Origin of the sequence: Pseudoxanthomonas broegbernensis (assembly GCF_014202435.1) — a bacterium.
GTDB lineage: Bacteria > Pseudomonadota > Gammaproteobacteria > Xanthomonadales > Xanthomonadaceae > Pseudoxanthomonas > Pseudoxanthomonas broegbernensis.
Genome location: NZ_JACHGU010000009.1, coordinates 27,329 through 43,469 on the forward strand (window position 1 = coordinate 27,329; position 16,141 = coordinate 43,469).

General features: G+C 70.7%; 11 protein-coding genes. 6 read left to right on the forward strand and 5 right to left on the reverse strand.

The window, feature by feature from the left end:
• Positions 1-49: 49 nt before the first annotated feature.
• Positions 50-235: a hypothetical protein gene (locus HNR76_RS13720; RefSeq protein ID WP_162311813.1), complete on the reverse strand. Its 186-nt coding sequence runs from the start codon at positions 233-235 to the stop codon at positions 50-52.
• Positions 236-332: 97 nt separating this feature from the next.
• Positions 333-1,625 (reverse strand): MFS transporter, encoded by a 1,293-nt coding sequence (locus HNR76_RS13725; protein ID WP_162311814.1) that lies wholly within the window; start codon positions 1,623-1,625, stop codon positions 333-335.
• A gap of 506 nt (positions 1,626-2,131) precedes the next feature.
• Here HNR76_RS13725 and HNR76_RS13730 point away from each other — a divergent pair.
• The 4 genes from HNR76_RS13730 (at position 2,132) to HNR76_RS13745 (ending at position 8,498) form a co-directional block, all read left to right on the forward strand.
• Positions 2,132-5,014: a TonB-dependent receptor gene (locus HNR76_RS13730; RefSeq protein WP_162311815.1), complete on the forward strand. Its 2,883-nt coding sequence runs from the start codon at positions 2,132-2,134 to the stop codon at positions 5,012-5,014.
• 121 nt (positions 5,015-5,135) lie between these two features.
• A complete protein-coding gene (locus HNR76_RS13735; RefSeq protein WP_162311816.1) occupies positions 5,136-6,614 on the forward strand; it encodes an MFS transporter in 1,479 nt (492 codons plus the stop codon).
• 29 nt (positions 6,615-6,643) lie between these two features.
• Positions 6,644-7,663 carry a glycoside hydrolase family 43 protein gene (locus HNR76_RS13740; RefSeq protein WP_162311817.1) on the forward strand — a complete coding sequence of 340 codons (1,020 nt, stop codon included), beginning with the start codon at positions 6,644-6,646 and terminating at the stop codon, positions 7,661-7,663.
• Entirely contained in the window at positions 7,653-8,498 is an 846-nt protein-coding gene (locus HNR76_RS13745; RefSeq protein ID WP_162311818.1) for an aldose 1-epimerase, read from the forward strand. The genes HNR76_RS13740 and HNR76_RS13745 overlap by 11 nt, the downstream gene beginning before the upstream one ends.
• 51 nt (positions 8,499-8,549) lie before the next feature.
• Here the strand turns inward: HNR76_RS13745 and HNR76_RS13750 are convergent, their stop codons facing one another.
• Entirely contained in the window at positions 8,550-10,523 is a 1,974-nt protein-coding gene (locus HNR76_RS13750; RefSeq protein ID WP_162311819.1) for a UvrD-helicase domain-containing protein, read from the reverse strand.
• Positions 10,524-10,630: 107 nt separating this feature from the next.
• Here HNR76_RS13750 and HNR76_RS13755 point away from each other — a divergent pair, with 107 nt between their 5' ends.
• Both HNR76_RS13755 and HNR76_RS13760 read left to right on the forward strand, forming a co-directional pair.
• On the forward strand, positions 10,631-11,248 hold the full coding sequence (locus tag HNR76_RS13755; RefSeq protein WP_162311820.1) for a thymidine kinase: 618 nt from the start codon (positions 10,631-10,633) through the stop codon (positions 11,246-11,248).
• A gap of 149 nt (positions 11,249-11,397) precedes the next feature.
• On the forward strand, positions 11,398-13,326 hold the full coding sequence (locus tag HNR76_RS13760) for a TonB-dependent receptor plug domain-containing protein (RefSeq protein ID WP_246429159.1): 1,929 nt from the start codon (positions 11,398-11,400) through the stop codon (positions 13,324-13,326).
• 135 nt (positions 13,327-13,461) lie between these two features.
• Here the strand turns inward: HNR76_RS13760 and HNR76_RS13765 are convergent, their stop codons facing one another.
• Both HNR76_RS13765 and mutM read right to left on the reverse strand, forming a co-directional pair.
• On the reverse strand, positions 13,462-15,051 hold the full coding sequence (locus HNR76_RS13765; protein ID WP_162311822.1) for an OpgD/OpgG family glucan biosynthesis protein: 1,590 nt from the start codon (positions 15,049-15,051) through the stop codon (positions 13,462-13,464).
• 274 nt (positions 15,052-15,325) lie between these two features.
• Positions 15,326-16,141: a bifunctional DNA-formamidopyrimidine glycosylase/DNA-(apurinic or apyrimidinic site) lyase gene (gene mutM, locus HNR76_RS13770; protein WP_162311823.1), complete on the reverse strand. Its 816-nt coding sequence runs from the start codon at positions 16,139-16,141 to the stop codon at positions 15,326-15,328.

Consider the following 16,141-nt stretch of genomic DNA (forward strand, 5'->3'; position numbering starts at 1 on the left):
CGCAAGGAGCCGCCGCGCCCGCCGGTGCGGGTCGCGGCGTCGCAAGGGTTCAGCGGCGCGGGCCTGCCGGCGTGGCGCGATGGCCGGTGCCGCGCGCGATACCGGGAAAGCCGCCGGTGCCGGTCAGGGCCGCGGGCGCCCGCGGCGGCGCAGTGAACGCGGCCCACGCGTGGAAGGCCGTCGCGGCGTTGCCGTCGCCTGCCGTCGCTGCGCGCGGCGGCGCGCGGGTCAGCACGGCGCCTGCCGCCCGTGCAGGGAGGGGCACGGACACCCGCCGCGCGCGGCGGGCATGTCGTGCGTGACTGTCTTCTCCGTGGAGCGGTGCGCGCAGGTCATGCCTGCGCACGCGGGGTTTCCAGTTGCGCCGGCGCCAGCTTGGGCGACAGCAGGTGCACCACCGCCAGCGCGAACAGGTACGCCGAGCTGGCCATCAGGAACACCGGCACGTAGCTGCCGGTGGTCTCCAGCAGGAAGCCGGTGAAGGTGGCGATCAGCATGCCGCCGACCGCGCCGGCGAAGCCGCCCAGGCCGACGACCGAGGCCACGGCCTGGCGCGGGAACATGTCCGACGGCAGGGTCAGCACGTTCGCCGACCAGCCCTGGTGTCCTGCGGTGGCCAGGCCGATCAGCGCCACCGCCACCCACATGTTGTCCGCGCGCGCGGCGAAGATGATGGGTACCACGCACAGCCCGCACACCAGCATGGCGCCCTTGCGCGCGCGGTTGACGCTCCAGCCGCGCTTGATCAGGCGCCCGGCCAGCCAGCCGCCGCCGATGCTGCCCACGTCGGCGGCCAGGAAGATGATCACCAGCGGCAGGCCCAGGCCCAGCAGGCTCAGCCCGTACTCGGCATGCAGGAACTTGGGCAGCCAGAACAGGAAGAACCACCAGATCGGATCGGTGAGGAACTTGGCGGCGACGAAGGTCCAGGCCTGGCGGTGGCGCAGGATCTGCAGCCACGGCACCTTGACCGATGGTTCGGCCGGATCGCTGCGGATGTGCGCCAGCTCGGCGGCCGACAGCTTGGGCTGTTCCTCCGGGGTGCGGTAGAGCACCAGCCAGGTGACCAGCCAGGTGGCGCTGAGCACGCCGGTGAACAGGAACGCGGCCTGCCAGCCCCAAGTCACCGCGATCACCGGCACCAGCAGCGGGGCGACGATGGCGCCGATGTTGGAGCCGGAATTGAAGATACCGGTGGCCAGCGCGCGCTCGCGGCGCGGGAACCACTCGGCCACGGTCTTGAGCGCGGCGGGGAAGTTGCCGGCCTCGCCCAGGCCCAGCATGAAGCGCGCCAGCATGAAGCCGCCGACGGTGGCGGCCAGCGAATGGCCCATCGCCGCCAGGCTCCAGATGCTGATGGCGATGGCGTAGCCCAGGCGGGTGCCCAGCTTGTCGATGATCGCGCCGGTGCACAGCAGGCCGATCGCGTAGGCGGCCTGGAAGGCGGTGACGATGTAGCCGTACTCGATTTCGTTCCAGCCGATCTCGTCCTGCAGGAACGGCGCCAGCACGCCCAGGACCTGCCGGTCGATGTAGTTGATGGTGGTGGCCGCCAGCAGCAGTGCGCAGATGCGCCAGCGGTAGCCGCCGACGCGGCCGGTGGCGGGGACCGGGGCCGCGCTCATCCGCGGCTCCCGGCGCGGCGCGGCGTGCTGCTTTGCAGCATCCAAGCGGCGTTCTTGCATTGCAGCATGACGGTGCCTCCCCACGCCTGCGGCTGTTTGGTTGATATCGCTATCATTAGCACAGCCGGAAGGTCACGGCCAGGGATACCCGGCGGGCGTTTGTGGAATGGCAGCGCTGTCATTCGATATCCCTCGATTCCCCGGGTAAAACGCCGATTTCCGCGATGCGGTGCAGCATGGATGCGATGCGCTCCAGGCCGCTTGCGCAGCCGCGATTGAGAGCGCTACCATCCGGCGGCCTGCCGCATATGGCGGGTCGGGTCCCGGTGACCCATCGCTTGCCGCAACAGCAGCGACGCCGCAACAAGCCACAAAAAAAGCAGCACGACAAAAAGCAGAAAGCAAAAGCAACAACAAGAAAGCGACGAGAAGCACCACTCACACATAGTCCACTCCGCCGGCCATTCCGGCCTGCGGAACCGTCACCTGAATTGGGAGGGAGAACGGTGAAGAAGAATCTTTGCAAGACAGAACTGTCGCGTGCGCTGGGCATGCTGTGCCTGGCCATGGCCAGCGGCGCGGTATTCGCACAGGAAGCCGCACCGCAGACCGCCGGAGAAGAGGCGGTGCAACTGGATACCGTGACGGTACGCGGTTTCCGCCAGAGCCTGCAGTACTCGACCGAAGCCAAGCGCGATGCTACCGGTTTCACCGACTCGATCTTCTCCGAGGACATCGGCAAGTTCCCGGACCTGAACATCGCCGAGTCGCTCAACCGCATCCCCGGCATCCAGCTCGATCGCGACGTCAACGGCGAAGGCCTGAACGTGGCCATCCGCGGCCTGCCCAGCAGCTTCACCAAGACCCTGATCAACGGCGGCGATGCCTACACCGCTTCGATCGGCCTCAATCGCGGCAACCAGAACCGCGAGGTGGACCTGAACCTGTTCCCCACCGAGTTCTTCAACAAGCTGACGGTGTACAAGTCGCCGCAGGCCAGCCTGCCCGAGGGCGGCATCTCCGGCGTGGTCGACATGCGCAGCGTGCGCCCGTTCGACAACCCCGGCACCCACGTCAGCTACGCCGCGCAACTGGACCACAACAGCATCGGCGAGAAGATCAGCCCGCGCGGTTCGCTGATCGGTAGCTGGACCAACGACGAAGGCACCTTCGGCGCCCTGCTGGGTGTGTCCTCGGTGCGCACCAAGCTGTCCGTGCGCGGCTGGGAGTCGGTGGGCTGGATGAACCCGGGCCTGAACGAAGTCCAGTGCGGTATCGGCACCTCGCTGACCAACAGGCCGGCCTCGTGCAACCCGGGCGGCGGCGGCAGCCTGCAGATGCCGGACACCGTGCCCAACAATGCCTCCACCATCGCGGCCGGATTGACACCGGGGGACGTAATCGACGCCGACTGGCTGATGGCGCAGAACCCGGGCCTGGGCATCGGCCAGATCACCGAGGCGCTGTTCCCGCGCCTGGGCCGTCCGGTGGACATGTCCGGCGAGCGCGACCGCGACGCGGTGATCGGCTCGGTCGAATGGCGTCCCAGCGACACCATGCACTTCTACCTGGATGCGATGTACTCCACCGCCGAGTACAGCAACAGCCGCATCGACATGAACCTGGTCGGCCGCACCTTCGGCCCCAGCGGCTTCATCCCGCTGGACATGCAACTGGACAGCAACAACGTGGTCACCAGCGCCACGCTGACCAATGCCCAGTTCTTCCTGGAGGCGCGCCCGTACCGCGACGAGGTGCAGTACTGGAACGTGAACCCGGGCGCCACCTTCTGGTTCGGCGACGCCCAGGACGTGCGCCTGGACGTGCAGGGCACCTGGAGCCGTAGCTGGTTCTTCCGCGAGTCCCCGACCATCCTGGTCACCTCGCCGTTCACCACGCTCGAGTACACCAACAACGGGCAGCCCACCTGGACCACCGGTGGACTGGACCTCAACGACCCGAACGCCGGCTGGAGCTGGGCGGGCGGCCGCGTCAACCTCAACAACGAGAAGCGCGTCACCGAGGCCGGCCGCCTGCGCGCCGACCTGCAGTTCGGCGACGACCGCAACAACGTCAAGGTCGGCGTGGCGTACGACAACTTCCGCCGCACCATCGTCGGCTTCGACAACAGCGGCGCCTGGCAGACCAACGTCCTGGCCACCCTGTCCGACAGCCAGCTCGCGTCCTACCTGCGCCCGGGCCCGTACGGCTTCATCACCGCCGACTACGCCGCGTTCATGAGGGACACCGACTACGCCACCTACTTCGCCAACGCGCCCGAGTCCAACACCTCGGCCTCGGTCGGTGCCGCTTCCGGCGGCGTCGAGGAGAAGAACCTGGCGGCCTACATCGAGTTCAACGGCACCAACGAGATCTGGAACCGCGAGCTGCGCTTCAACGCCGGCCTGCGCTGGATCGACACCGACCAGACCATCAGCGGCCCGGTGTCCCTGGGCGGCGAGCGCGTGTGGCAGGAGCTGGACGGCACGTACAACGAGTGGCTGCCGTCGTTCAGCGCGGCATGGGACGTGGCCGACGACGTGGTCCTGCGCATGGCCGCCTCGCGTACCCTGACCCGCCCGAACCCGCGTTCGATGCTGCCGGCGACTACCTTCTCCGATCCGTCGGCGGAGATCGCCAACCAGGGCAACCCGAACCTGTCGCCGTACCTGTCCACCAACTTCGACTTCGGCGCGGAGTGGTACACCGGCAACGAGGGCATGCTGGCGTTGAGCCTGTTCAACAAGCGGATCGAGGGCTACACCTACGAGGGCATCAACCGGATTCCGTTCAGCCGCCTGGGCATCCCGCTCAGCGCGCTGACCGACGGCCAGCGCGCCGCGCTGGAAGCCAACGGCGGCCAGGACGCCTTGATCGGCGTGCGCCAGCAGGTCAACGCCGACGCCACCCTGGACATCCGCGGTTGGGAGGCGATCTGGGTGCAGCCGCTGAACTTCGTGTTCGACGGCCTGGGCTTCATGGCCAACTACACCCACATCGACCTCAAGCCGGTCGGCCAGGAAGCGGACCAGTTGGCGGGCAACCTGTTCGGCATCGCCCCGGTGATGTGGAACGCGACCCTGTACTGGGAGAAGAACGACGCGGCGGTGCGCCTGTCCTACAACTGGACCGAGGGTTCGGCCCAGCGCGCGAGGGGCAACAACGAGGGCGGCATCGTCTACGGCCAGTTCTTCGGCGAAGACCGCGGCCAGCTCGACCTGTCGGCCAGCTACAGCTTCCGCAACCTGCCGACCAAGCCGCAGTTGACGCTCAACGTGATCAACATCACCGACGAGCCGATCCGCAACTACCTGTCGTTCAAGAACGTCCCGGGCGATATCTACGAGCCGGGCGTGACCGTTATGCTGGGAGTCCGCGGCAGCTTCTGAGCCGATGCGATCACCAGGTGACACCCGCGGCCCGTTCCGGTACATCGTACCGGGCGGGCCGTGGTTTTGAGGGGTGTCCCATGCCGGACACGCAACCAGCGAACAGGGGAGTGGGGCGCTAATGAACGCGAATACCGAAAGACTGACCGTAGTGGAGAAGGTGGGCTACAGCCTGGGCGACCTGGCGGCCAACCTGATCTTCCAGACGCTGGTGACGTTCCTGGCGTTCTTCTACACGGACATCTACCGCATCCCCGCCGGCACCGCGGCCACGATCATCTTCGTCGTCGGCCTGCTGGGCGCGTTCGTGTTCACCCCGCTGGTGGCGGTGCTGGCGGACCGCACCAATACCCGCTGGGGCAAATTCCGGCCGTGGATCCTGTGGACGGCGGTGCCGTTCGGCGTCCTGGCCCTGCTGGCCTTCAGCACGCCGGACCTGGGCGAGCGCGGCAAGGTCTTCTACGCGGCCGCCACCTACACCTTGCTGGTGCTGGTGTACGCGGCCAACAACCTCCCGTATTCGGCGCTCAGCGGCGTGCTCACCGGCAACATGGCCCAGCGCAACAGCCTGTCGTCGTACCGCTTCGTGGCGGTGATGGTGGCCCAGTTGGTGGTGCAGTCGCTGCTGCTGCCGCTGGTGCTGATCCTGGGCGACGGCGACCGGGTGCAGGGCTTCCACAACACGATGCTGCTGTTCGCGGCGGTCGGCACGGTGTTCTTCCTGATCACCTTCTCCACCACTCGCGAGCGCGTGGTGCCGACGCAGGAGCAGAAGTCCAGCATCCGCCAGGACCTGGCCGACCTGGGCCGCAACCGGCCGTGGGTGGTGGTACTGCTGGTGACCATCCTCGTGTTCACCACCCTGTCTTTGAAGGGCGGCACCTATGTCTACTACTTCCAGTACTACCTGGACGAGGCGGCGATGGCCGGGTTCCTCCAGGACGTGGGCTTCAACGGCCTCATCGCGGGCCTGAATTCGCTGCTCACCGGCATCGGCCTGACCGGGTTCCAGTGGCCGGAGGACGCGACCACCTCGGCCTTCAGCCTGTTCAATGCCGGCGGCATCATCTTCATGATCGTGGGCATCGGCTTTTCCAAGAAGCTGGCCGACCGCTTCGGCAAGCGCGACGTCTACGGCGTGTTCCTGTTCATCGCCACGCTGTTCATGCTCGCCTTCTACCTGTTTCCGCCGGACCGCATCGGCCTGGTGTTCGGTGCCCAGATCCTGCACGGCTTCTTCTACGGCATCACCATCCCGCTGCTGTGGGCGATGGTGGCCGACGTGGCCGACTACTCGGAGTGGAAGAACAACCGCCGCGCCACCGCCATCATCTTCTCGGCCATCCTGTGCGGGCTGAAGGTGGGCCTGAGCGTGGGCGGCGCGCTGGTGGCCGGCATCCTCGCCCACCACGCATACGACGCCAACCTGGAGGCGCAGTCGCCGGAGGCGGTGGCCGGCATCCGCCTGGCGGTGAGCGTGTACTGCTCGATCCCGTTCCTGATCGCCGCCTGCCTGCTGTTCTTCTACAAGATCAACAAGCCGATGGAATCGCGAATCGAACGCGAACTGGCCGAGCGTCGCGCCGGCCAGCCCGCCTGACCCCTGGCCAAGCAAACGGAGTACCCCACATGGCAGACCAGGAATACACCGAAGCCGACCTGAAGGCATTGGCCGACAAGGCCATCTCCAAGCCGCTGGTCACCCACATCTATACCGCCGACCCGTCGGCGCACGTGTTCGAGGGCAAGGTCTACGTCTACCCCTCGCACGACGTCGAGGGCGGCGTGGCCTTCGACGACGACGGCGGCCACTTCCAGATGCAGGACTACCACGTCCTGCGCCAGGACTCGCCGCAGTCGCCCGCGGTCGACTGCGGGCTGGCCCTGCACGTGAAGGACGTGCCCTGGGCCGCCGGGCAGATGTGGGCCCCGGACGCGGCCACCAAGGACGGCAAGTACTACCTGTACTTCCCGGCCAAGCGCGCCGACGGCATCTTCCAGATCGGCGTGGCGGTGGGCGACCGCCCGGAAGGCCCGTTCGCGGCCGAGCCCGAGCCCATCGCCGGCAGCTACTCGATCGACCCGGCGGTGTTCGCCGACGACGACGGCGAGCACTACATGTACTTCGGCGGCATCTGGGGCGGGCAACTGCAGAAGTACCGCGACAACCGCTACGACGCCGCGCACGAGGAGCCAGCCGACGACGAGCCGGCGCTCGGCCCGAAGGTGGCGCGCCTGAGCGCGGACATGAAGCGGTTCGCCGAGGCCCCGCGCGAGGTGCTCATCGTGGACGAGGCCGGCGAACCGCTGCGGGCCGGCGACCACGACCGCCGCTATTTCGAAGGCCCGTGGATGCACAAGTACCAGGGCCGGTACTACCTGTCCTATTCCACCGGCGACACCCACCTGCTGTGCTACGCCACCAGCGACGACCCCTATGGGCCGTTCGTGTACCAGGGCGTGATCCTGACCCCGGTGGTGGGCTGGACCACGCACCACTCCATCGTCGAGTTCGAAGGCCGCTGGTGGCTGTACTACCACGACGCCATCCTCTCCGGCGGCGTCACCCACCTGCGCTCGGCCAAGGTGGCCGAGCTGCACTACGACGCCGACGGCCGCTTCAAGACCCTGCATCCCTATGGCCAGTGACGCCCACGCGCCGGCGGCCGGCGTCGACCCCACCTCGCCGCTGGCGCCCGGCCCGCTGCTGACCCTGGCCGACGGGGCGCTGTCGGTGGACATCGCGCCGGCGGCGGGCGGGCGCATCGCCCAGATCCGCTGCGACGGCATCGAGCAGCTCGTCGGCCACGGCGAACACGGCTCGACCGCGGCGATCGCGTGGGGCGCCTACCCGATGGTGCCGTGGTGCGGGCGCATCCGCGACGGCCGCTTCCGGTTCGAGGGCCGGGACTACGCGCTCCCGGCCAACCTGGGGCCGCATGCCATCCACGGCGTCGGCTACCTGATGCCCTGGCAGGTGACCGGGCAGTCGCCGCGGCACGTGGAACTGGAACTGGCGATGCCCAGCGACCACCGCTGGCCGTTCGGCGGCATCGCGCGCCAGCGCATCGAGCTGGACGGGCGCCGGCTGGTCATGGACCTCTCGGCCACCGCGACCGGGCAGGCGATGCCGGTGACCCTGGGCTGGCACCCGTGGTTCCGCAAGCCCGAGCGACTGGAATTCCATCCCGAGGCGATGTACCCGCGCGACGCCGGCAACATCACCGTGCTGCCGCCGGGCGAACTGCGCCCCGGCCCGTGGGACGACTGCTTCGTCAACCGCCGCGAGGTGGTGGTGCATCGCGGCGGGCAGCGCATCCGCCTGAATTCCGAGTGCAGCGACTGGGTGGTGTACGACGAGCCGGCCTTCGCCACCTGCGTCGAGCCGCAGACGGCCATGCCCGACGGTTTCAACCTGGCGCCGGAGCGCATGCTGCGGCCGGGCCAGACCGCCGCGGCGCGTTACGTGATGGAGTGGGACTGAGGGCCGCTTGCCGGTGCAGGCACCGGCCGCGACGCCCGGCTGCCGCGCGGCTCAATCCTCCAGCAGCGCCTGGATCGCGGCGAAGCTGGCCGTGGCGCGTTCCTTCCTGCGCGCGGCGTCGGCCACCGGGTCGGCGCCGTCGCGCTGCAGCTCGGCTGCCGGCAGCTCGTCGAGGAAGCGGCTGGGCTTGAGCCGCACCTTCTCGCGGAAGCGCTGGGTCTGGCGGCTGTAGCTCAGCCACAACTGGGTCTTGGCCCGGGTGATGCCCACGTACATCAGGCGCCGCTCCTCCTCCAGCGAGCCTTCCTCCAGCGCGGCCTCGTGGGGCAGGGTGCCGTCCTCGCAGCCGACGATGAACACGTAGCCGAACTCCAGGCCCTTGGCCGCGTGCAGGCTCATCAGCCGCACCTGGTTACCGCCGTCGTCCTTGTCGTTGCGCGACAGCAGCGCCAGTTGCGCGGCCAGGTCGCCGGCGCTGGCCCCGCGCGGGCCGCCCTCGAACCATTCGGCCAGCTCGTCCAGGTTGGCGCGGCGGCGCTGGAACGAGGCCTCGTCCTTGCACTGGCCGCGCAGGTCGGCCAGCAGGCCGGACTTGTCGGCCAGCCGCCGCACCAGGTCGGCGGCGCTGAGCTGGCCGGCGTGGCCGCGCAGGTCGGCGATGATGTCGTTGAACGCGCCCAGGCCGTTGGCCGCGCGCGGCGGGAGCTGCTGCAGCGCGCCCAGCGACTGCGCAGCGCGCGACATCGGCATGTGCCTGCCGGCGGCCAGTTCGGCCAGCTTCGCCAGCGAGGTGGCGCCGACCTCGCGCCTGGGCGACTGCACCGCGCGCAGGAAGGCCGCATCGTCCTCCGGGTTGGCGATCACCCGCAGCCAGGACAGGGCGTCTTTCACCTCCTGCCGTTCCAGGAAGGCGGTGCCGCCGGTGAGGTGGTAGGGCACGCGCAGCAGTTGCAGCGCTTTCTCCAGCGGCCGCGACTGGTGGTTGCCGCGGAACAGGATGCAGAACTCGCTCCACGGCACCTGCTTGCTGGTGCCCAGGAAGGATATCTCGGCGGCCACCTTTTCGGCCTCGTGCTCGCCGTCGCGGCATTCCCACACGCGGATGCGCTCGCCGTCGGCCTGCTCGCTCCACAGCTTCTTCGGGTGCTGGTGCGGGTTGTGCGCGATCAGCGCGTTGGCCGCGCGCAGCACCCGGTTGGAGCAGCGGTAGTTCTGCTCCAGCTTGACCACCCGCAGCGCGGGGTAGTCGCGCTCCATCTGCTGCAGGTTCTCGGGGTTGGCGCCGCGCCAGGCGTAGATGCTCTGGTCGTCGTCGCCCACGCAGGTGAAGTTGCCGCGCGGGCCGGCGATGGCCTTGAGCAGGCGGTACTGGGCGTCGTTGGTGTCCTGGCACTCGTCCACCAGCAGGTAGCCGATGCGCTCGCGCCAGGCGGACACGATCTGCGCGTCCTGCTCCAGGATCTGCACCGGCAGCCGGATCAGGTCGTCGAAGTCCACCGCGTTGAAGGCGGCCAGCCGTGCCTGGTAGCGGGCGTACAGCCGGGCCGCCTCCATCTCGCGGGTGGAGCGCGCCGCGGCCAGCGCCTGCTCCGGCGACAGGCCGGCGTTCTTCGCGCGCGAGACCAGGTTCTTCGCATCGTCCACCGCGTCGGGCTTGGCGCCCGGCATCAGGTCCTTGACCTGCGCGGCGCTGTCGTCGGCGTCGAAGATGGAGAAGCCGCGCTTCAGGCCGGCGGCGGCGTGCTCGATCTGCAGGAATCTCAGCCCCAGCGCGTGGAAGGTGCAGATGGTCAGCCCTTCGGCCGCCTCGCCCTTGATGCGCCGGGCCACGCGCTCGCGCATCTCCCGGGCCGACTTGTTGGTGAAGGTGATCGCGGCGATGCGCCGGGCCGGATAGCGCCCGGACGCGACCAGGTGGGCGATCTTCTCGACGATGACCCGGGTCTTGCCGCTGCCGGCGCCGGCCAGCACCAGCAGCGGCCCCTGGTCGTGCAGCACCGCGGCGCGTTGTGGGGAATTGAGCAAGGTCGCGAAAGGCAGGCCGGACGGGCGTGCATTCTACCCGGCCCGGCCGTGACGGGATTTCCGGGGCGCACAGGCGGCAGGTGCGGCGGCGGCATTAGAATCCGCGCATGGCCAAGCTCTACTTCTACTATTCGGCGATGAACGCCGGCAAGACCACCACCTTGCTGCAATCGGCGCACAACTACCGCGAGCGCGGCATGCGCACCTTGATCCTGACCCCGCGCCTGGATCACCGCGGCGGCGGCGGTATGGTCGCTTCGCGCATCGGCCTGCGCGCGCAGGGCACCGCCTTCGACCGCGACACCGACCTGGAGCGGCGGGTGGACGCCGACCTGGCCGCGCACGGGCCGCTGCACTGCGTGCTGGTGGACGAGGCCCAGTTCCTGAGCCGCGCGCAGGTGTGGCAGTTGAGCGAGGTGGTGGACCGGCTGGGCATCCCGGTGCTGTGCTATGGCCTGCGCACCGATTTCCGCGGCGAGCTGTTCGAGGGCAGCCAGTACCTGCTGGCCTGGGCCGACGAACTGCAGGAGATCAAGACCATCTGCCACAGCGGCAGCAAGGCGACCATGAACGTGCGCGTGGACGCACAGGGCCGGGCGGTGCGCGACGGCCCGCAGGTGGAGATCGGCGGCAACGAGCGCTACGTCTCGGTCAGCCGCAAGGAGTTCAAGAAGGTGATGCGCGACGAGGGCGCGATCGAAGCGCAGCAGGCGCCGTTGCCGTGAATGCCGGCGACGCAGGGCGCGGGCGGCGGGCGCCGCAGGCTTGCCGTGGCGGCGGCAACAGCCCGGCCGCAGGCGGAGGGGGGGGCGTTGCGGCCTGCGGCCAGATCGGTACCGGCACCCCGCCGGAGCCTGGCCTGCCCTTGGACACGATGCGCGGGGCCGGCGCGCGCCCTTCCAGCGCCGCTTGGCGCGCGGCCGCCGCGATCGTCCTGTCCTTCGCCGCCGGTGCGCTCCCGGCACAGGAACCGCCGGAGCCGGCCGTCTTCCCGGCCCACGACCTGGACGAGGTGCGGGTCACCGCGACGGTGCTGCCCACCGCGGCCATCGAGGCCAGCCAGAACGTGACCGTGCTGCGCCGGGAAGACCTGGAGGCCTGGCGCGGCCGCAGCCTGGCCGAGGTGCTGGCCGGCCAGGCGGGCCTGATGGTGGACCGCAGCGCGCGCGGCGGCGGCTACGGCGCGCTGTACCTGCGCGGCGCCGACCCCAGCCACGTGGTCGTGCTCGTGGACCACGTGCGCCAGAACGATCCGCTGTCCTCGCGCGGCAGCGCGGTGGACCTGAACACCCTGGCCCTGGAAGAGATCGAGCGCATCGAGATCGTCCGCGGCAACGCCAGTGTGGCCCATGCCGAGGCGGTGGCCGGGCTGGTCCACGTCTTCACCCGGCGCCCGGCCGAGGGCGCCTCGGCCGGCATCGCGGCCGGCGGCGACGGCCTGCGCGCGGTCCGGGCGGGCCTGTCCGGCCAGGGCTGGCGCATCGCCGCCAGCGACCGCGAGGACGGCGATGGCCGCCGCGGTTTCCAGGGCGTGCGCGCCTTCGACGCGGGCTGGGCGCGCGAACTGGGCCAGGCGCTGTCGCTGCGCGCGGCATTTCGCTACGGCGACAGCCGGGGCCGCGGCTTTCCCGACGACAGCGGCGGCCCGCGCCATGCGGTGCTGCGCGAGCTGGACGCGCGCAGCGCGACCACCCGCCAGTTCTCCCTGATGGGCGAATTCCGGCCGGCCGCCGGCACCGTGGAGGCGCAGTGGGCGACGTTCTCGCGCCGGGGCGAGGACAGCTCGCCGGGGGTGGCCGGCGGCCTGCGCGACCCGGCCGGGTTGCCGGCGCTGGCGGCGCGCACCGACTATCGCCGCGACGAGCTGCAGGCCACCTGGCGGCTGCCGCTGGGCGCCGGCGGCGGGCTCGGCGCCGGGGTGCTGCACCAGCGCGAGCGCGGCCGCTACGACGGCCGGATCGACTTCGGCTTCTTCCAGTTGCCGACCGCCTTCGCGATGCAACGCCGCACCGACGCCGCCTTCGCCGAACTGCGCTGGCGGCACGGCCCCTGGACCGCGCAGGGCGGGCTGCGCCACGAGCGCCGCCACGACGCCGGCGCCGGTACCGGCAGCGCCACCCACCCGATGCTGTCGCTGCAGCGTCGCGCGGGCGCGGACGGCGCGCACTGGGGCGCCTCGTTCTCGCGCAGTTCCAAGCCGCCCAGCTTCTACGCCCTGGGCCATCCGCTGGTCGGCAACCCCGGGCTGCGGCCCGAGCGCGCCGAGCAGCGCGAGCTGTACTACGCCAACGCCGACGATGCGGCCTGGCCGAGCCGGTTGACGTTGTTCGCCGCGCGCTACCGCGACCTGGTGGATTTCGACGGCGGGCCGCCGCCGCGGCTGGTCAACCGTGCGCGGATCGAGGCCGAGGGCCTGGAATGGCGCACCCGGCACCACTTCGACAACGACTGGCGACTGAGCTTGGACGGCGCCTGGATGCGGGTGCGCGATCCGCTCGATGGCATCAGGCTGCGCCATCGGCCGCGGCTGCAGGCCGGCGCGGAGCTGGCGGTGCCGTTGGACGGCCGGCACGAGCTGTCCCTGTGGCTGCATCATCTCGGGCGCCGCTTCGATTCATCCATCCCCACCGGCGACCGCTGGCTGGAGCCGGCGACCACGCTCGACCTGGCGTTGCGCCGGCACTGGGGACGGGCCATCGTGCTGCTGGCGCTGGACAACGCGACCGACGCTCGCGACGAGGAGGTCATCGGCCTGGAGGCGCCCGGACGCCGGCTGCGGTTGTCGCTGCAGTGGGACATGTAGGCGCCGGTTCCGGCCGGTGGCGGATGCGCCTGCGCACTATTTTCTTCTTGGCCCCGGAGGCTGCCGCCGACTGAAGCCGGCTCCTGCGGGAAGATCGCAGCGTGTCCGTTTTCGGATAAAGGCGATGGGCGGGCCTCAGTACAGCGTGCGCTGCGCCGGCGGCGGCGGGTTCCACTGGTACAGCCAGGTCTCGGTGAGCGCGCGGCCGCCGCTGCGTAGGTACAGGCGCAGGTCGAGCTGGGCGGTGGAGTCGTCCGGCGGGACCACGTCGAACATCGCGCGGTAGCCGTCGATGGCATGCAGCGGGCGCGCGGAGACCGTCTCCACCCGGCCGCGGCCTGCCTCGACCACCGCCTCGACCGCGGTGCCGGACGCGACCCGCGCGGCCAGCTCGCCGCCGGCGAAATCCACCGCGAAGCGCCAGGAGAAATACTCGCGCTTCTGCCCGACCACTCCGCCCAGGCCGGTGCGGGTGGCCACGCACTCGGCCAGCGGCGGCCGCGCCGGCGCCTGTTCGCCCCAGAACAGGCGGTAGCCGAACAACAGCTCCTGCCCGGCCTGCGGCTTCGCCTCCGGGTTCCAGTAGGCGACGATGTTGTCGAAGGTCTCGTCCACGGTCGGGATCTCGACCAGTTGCACCGTACCCCGGCCCCAGCCGTGCTTGGGTTCCACCCACAGGCTCGGGCGCTTCTCGTAGAACACGCCGTCGTCCTGGTAGTGGCCGAAGTCGCGGTCGCGCTGGAGCAGGCCGAAGCCGCGCGGGTCGGCGTCGGCGAAGGCGTTGAAGCGCAGGTGCTGCGGGTTGCCCAGCGGGCGCCAGATCCATTCGCCGCTGCCGGTGTGCATGGACAGGCCGTCGCTGTCGTGGATCTCCGGGCGCCAGTCCCAGCCCATGCGGCGGTCGTTCTCGCCGGCCTGGTACATGCTGGTGCACGGGGCGATGCCCAGGCGCTCGATCCGCGTGCGCGGGTACAGCGCCGCGTCGACGTCCATCACCAGCGGCTCGCCGCGGGTGATGGCGAAGCGGTAGGCGCCGGCGACGCTGGGCGAGTCCAGCAGCGCGTACACCACCAGCGTCTGCGAGCCCGGTGCCGGCCGTTCCAGCCAGAACGCGGTGAAGTCGGGGAATTCCTCCGGCTGCGGCATGCCGGTGTCGATCGCCAGCCCGCGCGCGGACAGGCCGTACTGCATGCTCGACCCCACCGCGCGGAAGTAGCTCGCGCCCAGGAACGCGGCCCAGTCGCGCTGCAGGTCGTCGGGAGAGTTCAGGCGGAAGCCGGCGAAGCCCAGGTCCTTCGGCAGGCGCCTGCCGGGCACGCCGCTGCGGCCGTAGTCGAACATCGCCGGGTCGTAGGCCAGTTCCTGGGCCTGGCCGCCGGCGATCTCGAACATCCGTACCGGCCGCTTGAAGTACAGCCCCAGGTGGAAGAACCTGGCCTGGAAGCGCGCCTCCGGCAGGTCGGCCCACAGCGCGTGGTCCTGGCGGAAGCCGATCGACTGGTACTGGTCCCAGGTGAGCGAGGCCACGGGCGCGGGCAGCACGTCGCTGCGCGGCGCGTAGTCGCGGCCGGCCAGGGCGCGGGCATGGCCCTTGAGCCAGGCGTAGTCGAACGGATGGCGCCGGCCCAACGGCACCGGCGAGGCGGCGGCCTCCAGCAGCGGCAGGGGCAGGCCGGCGGCGGCAAGCGCGGCGGCGGCGCGGGTCAGGAACTGGCGTCGGTGCATGGGCGAAGGCGGTCGGGACGGGTCGCGCGCCATCTTAAGCATTCCCGCCCGGCGGCCCGTAGAGGCGTGGCACTGGAGAGCGGTGTCGGTTCAGTCGCCGCGGCGGCGGGAGGGCGGGCGACGCCCGACCCTTGCAGGGGCCGGCTTCGGTCGGCGACCGCCATGCGTGCACGCCGATCCCTCTGGCCCCAGGCCCCGTCGCCGGCTGAGTCGGCTCCTGCAAAAAGCGCGGCGCCATGGAGCCGGCATGGACGGCGAGCGCCGGCCGCACCCCTCAGCGCTGGCAGCGCGGGCACCACACGCTGGCGCGCTGGCCGATGCTGGCCTCGCGCAGCGTCGCGCCGCAGGCCGGGCAGGGCAGGCCGCCGCGGCCGTAGACCGACAGCTCCTGCTCGAAGTAGCCCGGCGCGCCGTCCGGGCTGAGGAAGTCGCGCAAGGTGGTGCCGCCGCGGGCGATGGCATGGCGCAGGATCGCGCGCGCCGCCTCGGCCAGGGCGGTGTAGCGGGTGCGCGAGACCTTGCCGGCCGCGCGCAGCGGCGAGATGCCGGCGCGGAACAGGCTCTCCGCGGCGTAGATGTTGCCCACCCCGACCACGATCTTCTGGTCCATCAGGAACGTCTTCACCGGCGCGCTGCGGCCGCGGCTGCGGGCGAACAGCCAGTCGCCGTCGAAGGCGTCCGACAGCGGCTCGGGGCCGAGGCCGCGCAGCAGTTCGTGCTCGCTGCCGGCCGGCTGCCAGAGCAGGCAGCCGAAGCGGCGCGGGTCGGTGAAGCGCAGCACCCGGCCGGAGTCCAGGGCCAGGTCCACGTGGTCGTGCGCGCCCACCGGGGTATCGGCGGGCAGCACCCGCAGCATGCCGGACATGCCCAGGTGCAGCAGCGCGCTGTCGCCCTCGTCGGTGTCCAGCAGCAGGTACTTGGCCCGGCGCCGGACCGCGGCGATGCGCCGGCCGGGCAGGTCGCGCGCGATCTCCGCCGGGATCGGCCAGCGCAGGTCCGGGCGGCGCAGGACCACGCCCGCGACGCGGCGGCCCTCCACGTGCGGGGCCAGGCCGCGGCGGGTGGTCTCGACTTCGGGCAGTTCGGGCAT